Origin of the sequence: Citrobacter sp. MGH103, assembly GCF_001034475.2 — a bacterium.
Lineage (GTDB): Bacteria > Pseudomonadota > Gammaproteobacteria > Enterobacterales > Enterobacteriaceae > Citrobacter > Citrobacter freundii.
This window is the reverse complement of record NZ_CP073043.1, coordinates 4757922-4772909: the sequence shown is the minus strand read 5'-3', so window position 1 is coordinate 4772909 and position 14988 is coordinate 4757922. Positions and strand designations below refer to the sequence as shown.

Sequence of the window (14988 nt, the reverse complement as noted above, 5' to 3'; positions counted from 1 at the left end):
TGAGACATTGCCGACAGTTTCTATACGAGATGACAGAGTAAAAAATGACAGAACTAAAATAAATCATAGAGTTATATTTGGGCGCTATTCTTAAAATCAGAAATTGTTACCCAGGTTACTTGTACGTTTAAACCAAAACGGTAAAGTAGCGTCCATAGCGAGGAAGCTGACAGGATAGACGACTCAGGATGAGGGTCCGGAGCGCCAGGAGGCGAAGACACAGGATTGTCAGGAAGACAAACGTCCGGAGACGTTAGTAAAAGGAAATGGAAACAACACGGAATGTTAGAGGCTAAGGGAAAAACAGGGTGTGTTGATAGCCAACAGGGATTGTAGAGCCCGTAAGGGTTGAGAGTCAGGAAAAAAGGCGACAGATTACTCTGTCGCCTTTTTTCTTTATTTCTGCTAGATTCCGGCGCAATTATATACTGAATAAAACAGCCAAAGACGAATCATGATGAAACCAACTTCTACACCACGCGGTAAAGGTCCTGCAAAAGCGCGTCGTAAAACACGCGAAGAAATTAACCAGGAAGCTCGCGACCGTAAGCGCCAGAAAAAACACCGTGGTCATGCGGCAGGTAGCCGTGCGTCCGGTAGCGAAGGCGCATCTGGTGGCGGAAACCAAAATAAGCAAAAAGATCCTCGTATTGGCAGCAAAACCCCCATTCCATTGGGCGTGACCGAAAAAGTCACCAAACAGCACAAACCGAAGAGTGAGAAACCTATGCTTTCACCACAGGCTGAGTTGGATTTACTGGAAACGGATGAGCGCCTGGATGCGCTGCTGGAGCGTCTTGAAGCAGGAGAGACCCTGAGCGCGGAAGATCAGTCCTGGGTTGATGCCAAGCTGGACCGCATTGATGAGCTGATGCAAAAGCTGGGTCTTTCTTACGATGACGAGGAAGAAGGGGAAGAAGAAGAAAAACAGGAAGACATGATGCGCCTGCTGAAAGGCGGCAACTAACGGTTTTACACCGTGGGTCTTCCCGTCCTGCTTATAACCCTTCCGGTTATATGTTATCTGGTGTGGTTATTCGTTAAACTACAGCGGTTGTCGCGGCGACAGAAGTGGCTGCGCAACCGACTTATCACCCGTACTGGGGTTAAGTCGGTACGCCGTACCCGCCAGAGACGCCATCGGAAGGAGTGAGCATGTCAGAGCAGTTAATAGACTGGGACCTGGCCCTGATCCAGAAATATAACTATTCCGGGCCACGATATACCTCGTACCCGACCGCGCTGGAGTTTTCTGAAGACTACGGCACTGAAGCATTTCTAAAGGCCGTGGCACGTTATCCTGAGCGTCCTCTCTCGCTGTACGTTCACATCCCGTTCTGCCACAAGCTGTGTTATTTCTGCGGCTGTAACAAGGTCGTGACTCGCCAGCAGCATAAAGCCGATCAATACCTCGATGTCTTAGAACAAGAAATTATTCATCGCGTACCGCTGTTTGCCGGACGTCATGTCAGTCAACTGCACTGGGGCGGCGGCACGCCAACGTATCTGAATAAAGCGCAAATCAGCCGTTTGATGTCGCTGCTGCGTGGCAACTTTAACTTTAACGACGACGCCGAAATCTCGATCGAAGTGGATCCGCGTGAAATTGAGCTGGATGTGCTCGATCATTTACGCGCTGAAGGTTTTAACCGCCTGAGCATGGGGGTGCAGGACTTCAATAAAGAAGTTCAGCGCCTGGTGAACCGTGAGCAGGATGAGGAGTTTATCTTTGCGCTGCTGAATCATGCGCGTGAGATTGGCTTTACCTCAACGAATATCGATCTGATTTATGGTTTGCCAAAACAGACGCCGGAAAGTTTCGCCTTTACCCTGAAACGCGTTGCTGAGCTGAATCCAGACCGACTGAGCGTCTTCAACTACGCGCACCTGCCGACGCTGTTTGCCGCTCAGCGCAAGATTAAAGACGCCGACCTGCCCAGCGCGCAGCAGAAGCTGGATATCCTGCAGGAAACCATTTCTTCACTGACCGAAACCGGTTATCAGTTCATTGGTATGGATCACTTTGCTCGGCCGGATGATGAGCTGGCGATTGCTCAACGCAAGGGTGTGCTGCATCGTAATTTCCAGGGTTATACCACCCAGGGTGATACCGATCTGCTGGGAATGGGCGTGTCAGCCATTAGTATGATTGGTGACAACTATGCGCAGAACCAGAAAGAGCTGAAGCGCTATTATCAGCAGGTAGACGAGCAGGGGGACGCACTGTGGCGCGGAATTGCCCTGACCCGCGATGACTGCATTCGTCGTGATGTTATTAAGCTCCTGATCTGTAACTTCCGCCTCGACTATGCCGCTGTGGAACAGCAATGGGATCTGAACTTCGCTGACTATTTTGCCGAAGACCTGAAACTGCTGGCACCACTGGCGAAAGATGGGCTGGTGGATGTGGATGAGAAGGGGATTCAGGTTACGCCGAAGGGGCGCCTGTTGATCCGTAATATTTGCATGTGCTTTGATGCTTATCTGCGGCAGAAAGCACGCATGCAGCAGTTCTCCCGCGTCATTTAACCGGGTTGCCCGGTGGCGCTACGCTTACCGGGCCTACACGTCGCAATAATCTGTAGGCCGGATAAGCGTTAGCGCCATCCGGCGCGCCTTCAGCTGAACAGCCCAACCAGCGCTGCACACAGCACTGCGGCAACCGCAGTTTGTGGCGTATGGCTTTCGACCGCACCGCTCGACAGCAGATTAATCATTGATTCCAGCATGATGACTTCCCCCGTTTGCCGGGCACGATCATACTTAACTCATCGGAACAGTAAAGCGCAAAATAGCAGCAATTTGCGCTCAATTATCAATCTTTACACTGTGACGAATCGTCACTCCATTCCGAGTTCTTTTAACTTACGCGTCAAGGTATTACGGCCCCAGCCAAGCAGGCGTGCGGCTTCCTGTTTGTGCCCCTGGGTATGACGTAGCGCGGTGGTCAACAGCGTGCGCTCCATTTCCGGTTGAGCCTCAGAAAGCAGGTTTTGATGACCGGAACGCAAGGCCCGGTCTGCCCACTGTGCCAACAGGGTTGCCCAGCTGTCTGGCTGCATATGGGACGGTGCGTCAGGCACGGTGGTTTCAAACAGCTCGGCTGGTAAGTCCTGAATCAGTACTTCCTGGCCGGCGGCCATGACGGTTAACCAGCGGCATGTGTTCTCAAGCTGACGCACGTTACCCGGCCAGGCCAGACGGGTCAGCGCCGCCTCGGTCTCCGGGTGTAATTGTTTGGCTTCAACCCCCAGTTCGTGCGCGGCCTCCTGCAGGAAATGGCGCGCCAGACGTGGGATATCTTCCCGACGTTCACGCAGCGGCGGCAAATGCACGCGGATGACGTTCAGACGATGGAATAAGTCTTCGCGGAATTTGCCTTCCTGTACGCGTAGTTCCAGATTCTGGTGCGTGGCGGCGATAATACGTACGTCCACCTTCACGGGCGCATAGCCGCCAACGCGGTAAAACTGTCCATCGGCTAATACGCGCAGTAAACGCGTTTGCACGTCCAGCGGCATATCGCCAATTTCATCGAGGAACAGCGTACCGCCGTCAGCCTGTTCAAAGCGCCCCTGGCGAATCGTATTCGCCCCGGTAAATGCCCCTTTTTCATGACCAAACAGCTCAGATTCGATCAAATCTTTCGGAATAGCCGCCATGTTCAGGGCGATAAACGGCGCTTTGACGCGCGGGCTATGACGATGCAACGCATGGGCGACCAGCTCTTTACCGGTCCCGGACTCCCCGTTAATCAATACGCTGATTGACGACCGGGACAGTCGGCCAATAATGCGAAAGACGTCCTGCATTGCCGGCGCTTCGCCGATGATGTCAGTTGTTGGGCCATTGATCTGAACATTGCGCGGCTGCTGCTGTTCCTGATAATGGCTGATGGCACGTTCGACCAGCGCCACGGCTTCATCAATATCAAAAGGTTTGGGCAGATAATCAAACGCCCCTTGCTGATAGGCGCTGACGGCAGCATCCAGATCGGAGTGCGCGGTCATTATGATGACCGGAAGCATCGGATGCCGCTGTTTAATCTGTTTTAACAGCGTTAGACCGTCCATGCCCGGCATGCGAATATCCGACAACAGTACGTCAGGCGTTTTGCTGGCCAGCGCGTCCAGCACCTCTTTACCACTTTCAAATGTGGTACAGCTTAGCCCTGCCCCTGCGAGCGCACGTTCAAGCACCCAACGGATGGAACTATCGTCATCAACGACCCAGACTATTCCTCGTTGCATAAACGTCACCTTATTTCCTGATAGGCAGGTAAACCGAGAACTCGGTATGACCCGGCCAACTGGTAAATTCAATTTTGCCGGAATGTTGATCAATTAAATTGCGGGCGATGGATAATCCAAGCCCGGTACCGCCTTCGCGACCGCTGACCATTGGGTAGAACAGCGTGTCCTGCAAATGCGAGGGAATACCCGGACCGTTGTCCTCAACATCAATCCGTGCCGCCAGGCGATAACGTACGCCGTGCAGCGTGAGCTGAAACGCGGTGCGGGTACGCAGAATGATCTCACCGCCTTCCGCTCCCAGCGCCTGCAAAGCATTGCGCACGATGTTTAACAGAACCTGCTCGATCTGGTCCGGGTCGTGCAGTAATTCGGGCAGACTCGGGTCGTAATCACGAATCAGCGTGACGTTTTCCGGGAGCTCCATTGAGACCAGCGCCACCACGCGCTCCGCCACCTTGTGAATACTTTCCGTGACATGCATGCCAGGCTGTTGTGGTCCCAGCAGACGGTCGACCAGATTACGCAGGCGGTCGGCCTGCTCAATAATGACTTTGGTATATTCGGTCAGCGCCGGGTCCGGAAGCGCTTTGCTGAGTAGCTGCGCTGCGCCGCGTAATCCACCTAAAGGGTTCTTGATTTCGTGCGCCAGACCGCGCACCAGATCGCGGGCGGCAATCTGCTGGGCGTGCTGGAGCTGCTCCTGACTCAGACGGCGCTGGTTATCCATTGGCGCCATCTCCAGCAGGATAAGGCCATCAGGCAGCCTCTGAGCGGTCACTGACAGGATATGTGAGTGGCTGTCTATCACCAGCGTCACTTCGTTATCCGTAAAGCCCTGGCCTGCTTCCAGGCTCTCTCGCATCAGTCCGATGTTTAAGGAGAAATAACTCAACAGATCGGGAAGCGGTGTACCAAACAGTTTGCGGGAGCTTTGGGCGAGCAGCTGCTGTGCCGCCGGATTGGCGTAATGTACCGCCAGCTCATCGTCGACGAGCAAAATGCTGTTGATTAAAGAATTGAGGATCTGCCCAGCATCGGGCAGCGTGCCGGTTGCCATTCAGCAGTCTCCTGAAAAGTGTTGCACCAATTTAGTGCATTATAGCTTTTTACATCAAAAAAGCGCGAGAAAGCAGGTTGTTAGTGGAGAAAAAAGCCCATCCTGGGATGGGCTACAGATGACTGGCAAACGCAGATGCCGGATGGCGGCTTTGCTTTATCCGGCCTACAAGGTGATGTTACCGGTAGGCCTGATAAGCTTGCGCCATCAGGCGTCCTATCATTCGCCATCGATCTCAAGCCTGCCTGAGCAGGCTAAAAGTTCCACGGCAACTCAAACGATTAAACGCTGTAGTACAGCTCAAACTCTACCGGGTGCGGAGTCATACGCACACGGTCATCTTCTTCGCGACGCAGCGTAATGTACGCATCGATCGCTTCATTGGTGAACACGCCGCCTGCAGTCAGGAACTCACGGTCCAGATCCAGTTCTTTCAGTGCTTCTTCCAGAGAACCAGCAACCTGTGGGATCTCTTTCGCTTCTTCCGGCGGCAGGTCATACAGGTTTTTGTCCATGGCTTCGCCCGGGTGGATCTTGTTCTTGATACCGTCAAGACCAGCCATCAGCAGCGCTGCGAAGCACAGGTACGGGTTAGCAGCCGGGTCCGGGAAACGCACTTCGATACGACGCGCTTTCGGAGAAGCAACTACCGGAATACGGATAGAAGCAGAACGGTTACGGGCAGAGTAAGCCAGCATTACCGGCGCTTCGTAGCCTGGGACCAGACGCTTATAGGAGTTGGTGGTCGGGTTAGCCAGGGCGTTGATCGCTTTAGCGTGTTTGATTACGCCGCCGATGTAGAACAGCGCCTGCTCAGACAGACCCGCATATTTGTCGCCAGAGAACAGGTTTACACCGTTCTTGGACAGGGACATGTGGCAGTGCATACCGGAGCCGTTATCACCGAACATCGGTTTTGGCATAAAGGTCGCGGTTTTACCGAAACGGTGCGCAACGTTGTGCACAACGTATTTGTAGATCTGAATTTCGTCCGCTTTTTTGGTCATGGTGTTAAAGCGGGTCGCGATTTCGTTCTGGCCAGCGGTCGCCACTTCGTGGTGATGCGCTTCAACAACCAGGCCCATTTCTTCCATGATCAGACACATGGTAGAACGGATGTCCTGAGAAGAATCTACCGGAGGAACCGGGAAGTAACCGCCTTTCACACCAGGACGGTGGCCTTTGTTACCACCTTCGTATTTGGTGGAGGAGTTCCATGCGCCTTCGATGTCATCGATTGCCACATGGGAACCGGAAATAGACGCGCCGAAACGGATGTCGTCAAACAGGAAGAATTCTGGCTCTGGCCCGAACAGAACGGTGTCTGCGATGCCGGTAGAACGCAGATACTCTTCAGCGCGTTTTGCGATGGAGCGCGGGTCGCGGTCATAGCCCTGCAGCGTACCCGGTTCCAGGATATCGCAACGGATGATCAGGGTAGACTCTTCATAGAACGGGTCGATGAGTGCAGTCGACGCATCTGGCATCAGAACCATGTCTGATTCGTTAATGCCTTTCCAGCCACCGATTGAGGAGCCGTCAAACATTTTGCCTTCTTCAAAGAATTCGGCATTTACCTGATGAGCAGGAATAGTGACGTGCTGTTCTTTACCTTTGGTATCAGTGAAGCGCAAATCAACAAACTTCACTTCGTGTTCGTTCAGCATCGTCAAAACGTGTTCAGCGGACATACTTACTCTCCCGGATTGGTCATGGTCGTCGTGGTAACGAAGTCTTCAATTCTGCAAAAAATTGGCCGTGTCGCCGTAAAAAATATAAAGCGAAATCTGTGCCAACTTTTAAATTGCCCCTAAAAGGCGTTATCATGCGCACTATCGTGCAAAGGGGCTGCACCATGAAGGTTGTATTGCACCATTATAGTGCTTTAATGTGAACATTAAGCACCATATTGGTGCAAAGCATGTCAGATTACCCCTTTTAACGCTCCGTGAATGTGATCACAAAGAAACTCTGCAATACTTGTTTGCGGAGGATGTTTGTGATCCTGTTTTGTACTGCGATTAATCCGTGTACAATAACGCGCTATTTCTAAAATGCCTGAGGCAAAGTTGTGATCGAAAATTTGCGTAACATCGCCATCATCGCGCACGTAGACCATGGTAAAACGACCCTGGTAGACAAGCTGCTCCAACAATCCGGTACGTTCGATGCACGTGCTGAAACCCAAGAGCGCGTGATGGACTCCAACGATTTGGAGAAAGAGCGTGGGATTACCATCCTCGCTAAAAACACCGCTATCAAATGGAATGACTACCGCATCAACATCGTTGATACCCCGGGGCACGCCGACTTCGGTGGTGAAGTTGAACGTGTAATGTCCATGGTCGACTCCGTGCTGCTGGTGGTGGATGCAATGGATGGTCCGATGCCGCAGACGCGCTTCGTGACCAAAAAAGCCTTTGCCCATGGCCTGAAGCCAATTGTTGTTATCAACAAAGTTGACCGTCCTGGCGCTCGTCCTGACTGGGTTGTTGATCAGGTATTCGACCTGTTCGTTAACCTCGACGCTACCGACGAACAGCTGGACTTCCCGATCGTTTACGCTTCCGCGCTGAACGGTATCGCAGGTCTGGATCACGAAGATATGGCTGAAGACATGACTCCGCTGTATCAGACCATCGTTGATCGTGTACCGGCTCCGAACGTAGACCTTGATGGCCCGCTGCAGATGCAAATCTCTCAGCTGGACTACAACAACTACGTTGGCGTAATCGGCATCGGCCGTATTAAACGCGGTAAAGTTAAACCGAACCAGCAGATCACTATCATTGATAGCGAAGGTAAAACCCGTAACGGTAAAGTCGGTAAAGTTCTGACTCATCTGGGTCTGGAACGTATCGAGAGCGATATTGCCGAAGCCGGCGATATCATCGCGATTACCGGTCTGGGCGAACTGAACATCTCCGACACCATCTGCGATCCGCAGAACGTCGAAGCGCTGCCGGCTCTGTCCGTTGATGAACCGACCGTAACCATGTTCTTCTGCGTAAACACCTCTCCGTTCTGTGGTAAAGAAGGTAAATATGTTACCTCTCGTCAGATCCTTGACCGCCTGAACAAAGAGCTGGTGCACAACGTTGCGCTGCGCGTTGAAGAAACCGAAGATGCGGATGCGTTCCGCGTATCCGGTCGTGGTGAGCTGCACCTGTCTGTTCTGATTGAAAACATGCGTCGTGAAGGTTTCGAAATGGCGGTTTCCCGTCCGAAAGTTATCTTCCGCGAAATCGATGGCCGTAAACAAGAGCCGTTCGAAAACGTAACGCTGGACGTCGAAGAGCAGCATCAGGGTTCTGTCATGCAGGCTCTGGGTGAGCGTAAAGGCGACCTGAAAAACATGAATCCAGATGGCAAAGGCCGCGTACGTCTTGACTACGTGATCCCAAGCCGTGGTCTGATCGGTTTCCGTTCAGAATTCATGACCATGACTTCCGGTACCGGTCTGCTGTACTCCACCTTCAGCCACTACGACGATGTTCGTGCGGGTGATGTGGGTCAGCGTCAGAACGGCGTACTGATCTCTAACGGCCAGGGCAAAGCAGTTGCGTTCGCACTGTTCAGCCTGCAGGACCGCGGTAAGCTGTTCCTGGGTCACGGTGCTGAAGTTTACGAAGGCCAGATCATCGGTATTCACAGCCGCTCTAACGACCTGACTGTAAACTGCCTGACCGGTAAGAAACTGACCAACATGCGTGCGTCCGGTACTGACGAAGCAACGGTTCTGGTTCCGCCGGTTAAGATGACTCTGGAGCAGGCTCTGGAATTCATCGATGACGACGAACTGGTAGAAGTTACTCCAACCTCTATCCGTATTCGTAAGCGTCACCTGACTGAAAACGATCGTCGCCGTGCAATGCGTGGCGCGAAAGAAGAGTAATTAACGCTCTTTCTCAGGTAAGCATAAAAAAGCCGCTGATTATCAGCGGCTTTTTTTATCATCAGCAGTATCAGAAGAAATACTTTGCCCCAACACGAATCTGGTTTTGTTCGCGATGATAAGGTTCAACATTGCGATCTAACCAGCGTAATTCCAGGTAGGGCAACCAGTGTTCATTGATCCGATATTTAAAGGTATTGGTAATTTCCCAGTGATGATCTTTTCCGTTGCTGCTATTGAAGTCATTGACTCGCATAAAATAGTGCGGTTCAAAGGTATAGGAAAATTTATCGGTAATGGCAAAGTTCCAGTAGTTACCTATTTCATAGGTATCATTATTATCCAGGTCACCGTTCAGGTCGGTTGAACTGTAGTTATTATGATTATATCGATTACGCACGGTAAGATTAAACCATGGTGTAAATTTATAGTTAACATCCAGATAAACAGCACCGCCAGAACCAATACTCTTATCGTTTATTAGCCCGCCAGGTTGGATTGTTAATTTATCTGTCGGTTTAAATAACGGATACCAGCCCTCTATTTCGTTATAGCCGTGTTTTAGCTCATCCTTGCGTTGCATCGTGTAGGTGTTGGTGAGCATGATACCTGCGCCCATATCAGAGTTATAGCCGACGCGCATCATGACCTCTATTTGATCGGACGCCAGATTATATGCTTCCCGGTTTTCTACATAGGCTCCAGCGAAAGCAGAGGTTGATACCACAGAGGATAAGAAAATTATTGTCGTTAATTTTTTCATGATAAATCCATTTTTTAAGCGTAGGGAGGCCGCCATCCATTGGGATGGAATAGGCGGCTATTATTTTTATACGTTTACAGCAGAGGTATTCTTTTTATTGGTAATAGGGTCCGGTTGGATGTTGTTTTTCTTCCGTTGGCTGATTTCCTCAATAATAAAAGCAAAACGTGTTTCGTTGAGTTTATAAAAGAAGCCCATTGTGAGTGCTGCAATAATTGCAAGTCCGCAAGGCCAGAGAAAAATGAGTTGACGCAAACCGAGCAGGGTAGCATCGCTCTGGGCTATGTTGGGGATATAACCGATTTGTGTCAGCATAATCCCAGGCAGGAAGCCTGCGAGCGCCGCGGAAATTTTGCGAGAAAAGGTATAACCCGTATATACCGAACCTTCCGCACGGATCCCCGTCTTCCATTCGCCATAATCGACCGTATCCGGAACCAGCGCCCAGTTCAGGCTGTTAACAAAAGCGGTTCCGAAGAAGGCCATGCAAGAAAACATCACGAATAAAAATGACGTGCTGCCCCAGAAAAAGTTCAGCACATCGCCGATTGCCCATAGCGCCAGACCGCCGAGGTAAACCTGTTTTTTACCGAAGCGTTTTACAGCTGTGGGAACCAGCAGTACCCCAACCAGAATGCATCCCATGCTGAAGAAACCCATCCACGACAGTAGATGTATATCGTTCAGCACGTACTGGGTGTAATACACCTGAATCGCAAGCTTAATGTTGAATGCCGCCAGCGTGCACAAGTTGGCAACACATAGCACCAGTAGTGGAGGGTTACGGAAAATGGCGCAGAACGATTTGAGAATACTGGGCTTATGATGGTCCGGCACGATTTCGATATAGCGTTCCTTCACACCGCTAAAGCACCACCACATACTGAACAGTCCGCAGACAGAGAAGAGCAGTGCGGCAATCAGATAACCCAGCGAAGGTGAACTGACAAATAGCGCCTGAATTGGCATAAAGCCAACGGTACACAGTAACAGGCCTACGGTAGCGCCGCCCTGACGCCAGGCGGCGAGCTGAGCGCGTTCATGTGGATTTTTAGTAATTGCAGGCACCATCGCGCCGTAGGAACAGTTCATCAGGCTATAGAACAGGCCGAACAGCATGAACAACACCGTTGCCAGCCCCGTTTTCACTGTTAGCGTAAATCCTGTCGCTAAAAACTGCGCGCTGGCGACGACGGCGACAGGAAATGACGCATACAAAATAAAGGGTCTGAATTTCCCCTTTGCGCCAATATTACGCCTTGAGTCCAGCAACACGCCGGTCAGAATATCGGTGAAGGCGGTGAAGAACTTCGCTACTAAAAAGATAATCCCACCGTACCAGGCCGGCATCCCTAGTTCATCGGTATAAAATTTAAGCAGATACAGCGTGCCGATACACAGCATCAAATTTGAGCCGAAGTCACCCACTCCGTAGGCGAATTTTTCACGCAGGCTCAGTTTTAGCGTTAGCGGATCATGAAAAGACATAATCGCTCCTCAATAGCGCCCCGTAGAGCGCTATTCATTATTATTATCAAACGGTTTGTTTACGCGCTTCTATCTCTTCAACGATGCGGACATACATCTTCTCGTTAAGGTTGTAGAAACAGCCCATAGCTACAATGGTGATCACCGCCAACGCGCAGGGATAAATAAAGATCAGCTGACGCAATCCTTCGACCGTACTGGCAGATTGCACCACGTTGGGGACATAGCCGATTTGCGTCAGCATCCAGCCGGGGAAGAATCCTGCCAGCGCTTGTGACACTTTACGAAAGAAGGTGAAGCCGGTGTATACCGTTCCTTCCGAACGTACGCCGGTACGCCATTCGCCATATTCCACCGTGTCAGAAACCAGTGCCCAGTTCAGGCTGTTGACGAATGCTGAGCCGAAGAACGCCAGGCACGAGAAAGCGACAAAGCTGACGGAACCGCCGCCAAAGAAGTAGTTCAGCAGATCGCCCGCGACCCAAATCAACAAACCGCCGATGTAGACCTTTTTCTTGCCGAAACGTCTGACCATTCCCGGCATCAAGAAGACACCGATGAAGATACAGCCCATGCTGAAAAAGCCCATCCAGGAAAGGAGGATCGGGTCGTTCAGTACGTACTGGGTGTAATAGACCTGAATCGCCAGCTTGACGTTAAACGCGCCAAGTGTGCAAAGGTTGGCAACGCACAGAATAAACAGCGGGCGGTTACCTGCGATGGCGCGGAAGGATTGCAGCAATCCCGGTTTTTGCGCGGCATCAACGGGTTTCACTTCCACGTAGCGTTCTTTAACCCCGGCATAGCACAGCCACATAAACAGCAAGCCGAACAGAGAGAATAAGGTGGCGGCGAAGATATAACCCAACTGTGAGTTGCCTTCGATCAGGTTCATTACTGGCACAAAACCGACGGTGCACAGCAGCAGGCCAAGAGTGGCTCCGCCCTGTCGCCAGGCTGCCAGCGAGGCGCGTTCGTCCGGGTTTTTGGTGATCGCGGGGACCATCGCACCGTAAGAGCAGTTCATCATACTGAAGAACAGTCCGTACAGCATAAACAGTACCGTTGCCATCACCGTTTTACCGGTGACTTCAAATGGTGTACCGACAAAGTTCGCAATCGCCAGCAGCGTCACTGGAAATGCGGCATACAGAACGAACGGGCGGAATTTGCCTTTCGGGCCGATTTTGCGGCGCGAGTCGAGCATAATCCCAGTCCCCATATCGGTAAACGCGGTAAAAAACTTGGCGATAAGGAAAATGATACCGCCATAAGTTCCAGGTAAACCAAGAACATCGGTATAAAACTTGAGTAAATAGAGCGTACCTATGTCCAGCAGGATATTGGAACCTAAATCACCCATCCCATAGGCGAGTTTTTCTTTGAACGGCAAGCGTAGGGTTGCCGGATTAGAAGAGGTCTGACTCATTATTATTCTCCATGTGCCCGTGAGTCTCCTCACGGGCGAGCCGTATTAGATGTTGCGTAAAGTGGCAAACAGTGGCGCCCATTCACTCTTCGCGCGATAAAACACCGGAGGCTTGCCAATAGGCGCATCCACGGTAATTTCACCGCCCTGATAGGTTTCCCCGGTCCAGACATTTATCCAGCTATCTTCCGGCAGATACAGGGTCCAGTCGGATTTGCCTTGCTCGTGAACTGGCGCGACCAAAAGATCTTGTCCCAGCAGATACTGATATTTCAGGGTATAGGTACGCGCATCGTCTTCGTAATGCAGGAACAGCGGACGCATCACCGGCAGACCGGTAGCGCTGTTTTGCGCGACGGCCTGTTTGAGATACGGTTTCAGGGTGGTAAACACGGTGGTCATTCGTGCAAAGTGGGCGATGGTTTCAGCATCACCATCAAACTGCCAGTTATCGCTTGGGCGGTTACCCTCGTGGGTACGCATCATCGGCGTGAAGGCGCTGAAGTCACACCAGCGCAGCAGCAGTTCTTTGCTGCGTTTCATGTCAAACAGGGTGGTGTAGCCGCCGATATCGCTGTGGTGCAGACCGTGGCCGGTCATCGCCAGCGACAGCGCCGCAGGAACGACGGAAGCCAGACCGTCGTCAAGGCTCCAGTCCACGTTCTGATCGCCCGCCCACATCATGGTGGAGTATTTCTGGCTGCCGGTGTAACCCGCACGCATAAAGAACAGGATCTCGCCGAGTTTGCCGGTCTCCTGTAGCGCTTCGTAGTTACATTTCGCCCACAGTGCGGGCCAGGCGTTGTGCATGATCTCGGCGCTGACGCCGTTGTGCAGATACGTATCTGTCGGCAGGTATTCGCCAAAATCTGCCATCCAGCCGCCGCAGCCCAGTTCGATCATGTTTTTCTTGATGACCTCTTTGAACCAGTCGTAGGCTTCCGGGTTGGTCAGATCGACCACGCCGCCGTAAAACTCGCCAAACTCTACGAGGTAATCGCCGCCGGATGCATCTTTCGCCAAATAACCGTGTTTGGCTGCTTCGGCACAGAGATCTTTATCGCTGGCAACATACGGATTGATGTAGGAGAGAAACTGCACGCCTTCTTCTTTCCACTGCTTAATACGGCTATCCAACTGCGGATAATTGTCGCTGTTCCATTTCCAGTTCCACATCACGCGCTTGCCAAAGGAGGTCATGCGGATCCCGGACCAGTCCTGCGCCCAGATGCCGTTTACTTTCACGCCTGCGTTACGCATGGTGTCCAGTTTGCTCTGGCAAACCTCAGTACCGCCCTGAATACCGAGCGTGACGCCATCGTAGATCCAGTCCGGCAGCTCCGGCTGGCGTCCTAACAGCGCAGTCAGTTTTTCCAGCAGAGAGATGTAGGTATCAGCGCACTCAAAGCGCAGGGTGGTTTTGTCCTCCCACAGCGCCAGTTCGTGATACTCCGGCGCGCTGAAGTCGAAATTCATATAGCAACTGTTATCAACGTGGCAGTAGTACTTCTGCGTGCTGACGAAGGTCGGCTGTGGGAAGAAGGTCCAGTAGTAGTCGCCACCGGCGTTCTCTTTACAGTCGGCTTGCCAGGTGACATAGCTGTTTTTGTTTCGGCCCACGCCCTGTTCGCTGGTCCACAGCGGGAACGGCTTACCGCGTAAGTCGAAATAAGAGAACTGTTCGCCGCAGCCGTAAATATGATCGTCCGCCCTGGCGGCCAGACGCAGCCAGATGCGGTTATGGTTGAGATCGCCGTTGTGCAGATCCAGCTTCAGGCGACCCTGTTCATCGGTGGAAATATGCAGCGTGGCGTTGATGGTATCACCGCGGCTGAAATGCACCCGCCAGCCGTCTGGGGACTCGCTTACAGTGGCGCCAGTTAGAGCAATCTTCTCATTGAGCCTGTCTTTAATGCTGAAGTTGCCGCGAAACATGTCAATGTCGGCAACGCCAGCGCCGACCCACAGGCAGGGCGTTTCTGTGCTGTGGCGTAAAATCAGGCGTTGGTGGTACGTTAAAGCAAATCCATCAGGTAATGATGTGAGTTCTATGGCGGTTGACCGTTGTTGTAGCGAATTCATTGTCGTCTCCGTAAAAATAGG

11 protein-coding genes and 1 pseudogene are annotated in these 14988 nt (G+C 51.9%); 4 read left to right on the top strand and 8 right to left on the bottom strand.

Going from position 1 to position 14988, the window contains the following annotated elements; all coding sequences use genetic code 11:
- The first annotated feature begins 103 nt into the window (after nucleotides 1-103).
- The 3 genes and pseudogenes from SK33_RS26510 (at nucleotide 104) to hemN (ending at nucleotide 2529) form a co-directional block, all read left to right on the top strand.
- Nucleotides 104-289, top strand: a pseudogene (locus SK33_RS26510) (hypothetical protein).
- A gap of 168 nt (nucleotides 290-457) precedes the next feature.
- Nucleotides 458-967 (top strand): Der GTPase-activating protein YihI, encoded by a 510-nt coding sequence (gene yihI / locus SK33_RS22965; protein WP_191229400.1) that lies wholly within the window; start codon nucleotides 458-460, stop codon nucleotides 965-967.
- A gap of 188 nt (nucleotides 968-1155) precedes the next feature.
- On the top strand, nucleotides 1156-2529 hold the full coding sequence (gene hemN, locus SK33_RS22960) for an oxygen-independent coproporphyrinogen III oxidase (protein WP_048220075.1): 1374 nt from the start codon (nucleotides 1156-1158) through the stop codon (nucleotides 2527-2529).
- 89 nt (nucleotides 2530-2618) lie between these two features.
- Here hemN and SK33_RS22955 read toward each other — a convergent pair whose 3' ends face one another.
- From SK33_RS22955 to glnA, 4 genes are all read right to left on the bottom strand, one after another.
- A complete protein-coding gene (locus SK33_RS22955; RefSeq protein ID WP_003028631.1) occupies nucleotides 2619-2729 on the bottom strand; it encodes a YshB family small membrane protein in 111 nt (36 codons plus the stop codon).
- Between the two features lie 111 nt (nucleotides 2730-2840).
- Nucleotides 2841-4250, bottom strand: a complete 1410-nt coding sequence (glnG, locus tag SK33_RS22950; RefSeq protein WP_003028633.1) for a nitrogen regulation protein NR(I) — start codon at nucleotides 4248-4250, stop codon at nucleotides 2841-2843.
- A gap of 10 nt (nucleotides 4251-4260) precedes the next feature.
- Nucleotides 4261-5310 carry a nitrogen regulation protein NR(II) gene (glnL, locus tag SK33_RS22945; protein ID WP_003028636.1) on the bottom strand — a complete coding sequence of 350 codons (1050 nt, stop codon included), beginning with the start codon at nucleotides 5308-5310 and terminating at the stop codon, nucleotides 4261-4263.
- Nucleotides 5311-5591: 281 nt separating this feature from the next.
- The gene (gene glnA, locus SK33_RS22940; protein ID WP_003028638.1) at nucleotides 5592-7001 is read right to left on the bottom strand and encodes a glutamate--ammonia ligase; all 1410 of its coding nucleotides are present in this window, start codon (nucleotides 6999-7001) and stop codon (nucleotides 5592-5594) included.
- Between the two features lie 380 nt (nucleotides 7002-7381).
- Between glnA and typA the strand changes: the two genes are divergently transcribed.
- Nucleotides 7382-9205: a ribosome-dependent GTPase TypA gene (gene typA, locus SK33_RS22935; RefSeq protein WP_003028641.1), complete on the top strand. Its 1824-nt coding sequence runs from the start codon at nucleotides 7382-7384 to the stop codon at nucleotides 9203-9205.
- A gap of 70 nt (nucleotides 9206-9275) precedes the next feature.
- Here typA and ompL read toward each other — a convergent pair whose 3' ends face one another.
- The 4 genes from ompL to SK33_RS22915 form a co-directional block, all read right to left on the bottom strand.
- Entirely contained in the window at nucleotides 9276-9968 is a 693-nt protein-coding gene (gene ompL, locus SK33_RS22930) for a porin OmpL (protein WP_003028643.1), read from the bottom strand.
- Nucleotides 9969-10034: 66 nt separating this feature from the next.
- A complete protein-coding gene (locus SK33_RS22925; RefSeq protein ID WP_003028645.1) occupies nucleotides 10035-11456 on the bottom strand; it encodes an MFS transporter in 1422 nt (473 codons plus the stop codon).
- A 46-nt stretch (nucleotides 11457-11502) separates the two neighbouring features.
- On the bottom strand, nucleotides 11503-12885 hold the full coding sequence (locus SK33_RS22920) for an MFS transporter (protein ID WP_003028647.1): 1383 nt from the start codon (nucleotides 12883-12885) through the stop codon (nucleotides 11503-11505).
- Between the two features lie 45 nt (nucleotides 12886-12930).
- The gene (locus tag SK33_RS22915; protein WP_048220077.1) at nucleotides 12931-14967 is read right to left on the bottom strand and encodes an alpha-glucosidase; all 2037 of its coding nucleotides are present in this window, start codon (nucleotides 14965-14967) and stop codon (nucleotides 12931-12933) included.
- Nucleotides 14968-14988: the final 21 nt, after the last annotated feature.

What these genes read in the sequence shown, in the direction of transcription:
- SK33_RS22920 (WP_003028647.1), bottom strand. Translation starts at nt 12,885, where the DNA reads ATGAGTCAGACCTCTTCTAATCCGGCAACCCTACGCTTGCCGTTCAAA.
- glnG (WP_003028633.1), bottom strand. Translation starts at nt 4,250, where the DNA reads ATGCAACGAGGAATAGTCTGGGTCGTTGATGACGATAGTTCCATCCGT.
- hemN (WP_048220075.1), top strand. Translation starts at nt 1,156, where the DNA reads ATGTCAGAGCAGTTAATAGACTGGGACCTGGCCCTGATCCAGAAATAT.
- yihI (WP_191229400.1), top strand. Translation starts at nt 458, where the DNA reads ATGAAACCAACTTCTACACCACGCGGTAAAGGTCCTGCAAAAGCGCGT.
- SK33_RS22925 (WP_003028645.1), bottom strand. Translation starts at nt 11,456, where the DNA reads ATGTCTTTTCATGATCCGCTAACGCTAAAACTGAGCCTGCGTGAAAAA.
- glnL (WP_003028636.1), bottom strand. Translation starts at nt 5,310, where the DNA reads ATGGCAACCGGCACGCTGCCCGATGCTGGGCAGATCCTCAATTCTTTA.
- SK33_RS22955 (WP_003028631.1), bottom strand. Translation starts at nt 2,729, where the DNA reads ATGCTGGAATCAATGATTAATCTGCTGTCGAGCGGTGCGGTCGAAAGC.
- glnA (WP_003028638.1), bottom strand. Translation starts at nt 7,001, where the DNA reads ATGTCCGCTGAACACGTTTTGACGATGCTGAACGAACACGAAGTGAAG.
- ompL (WP_003028643.1), bottom strand. Translation starts at nt 9,968, where the DNA reads ATGAAAAAATTAACGACAATAATTTTCTTATCCTCTGTGGTATCAACC.
- SK33_RS22915 (WP_048220077.1), bottom strand. Translation starts at nt 14,967, where the DNA reads ATGAATTCGCTACAACAACGGTCAACCGCCATAGAACTCACATCATTA.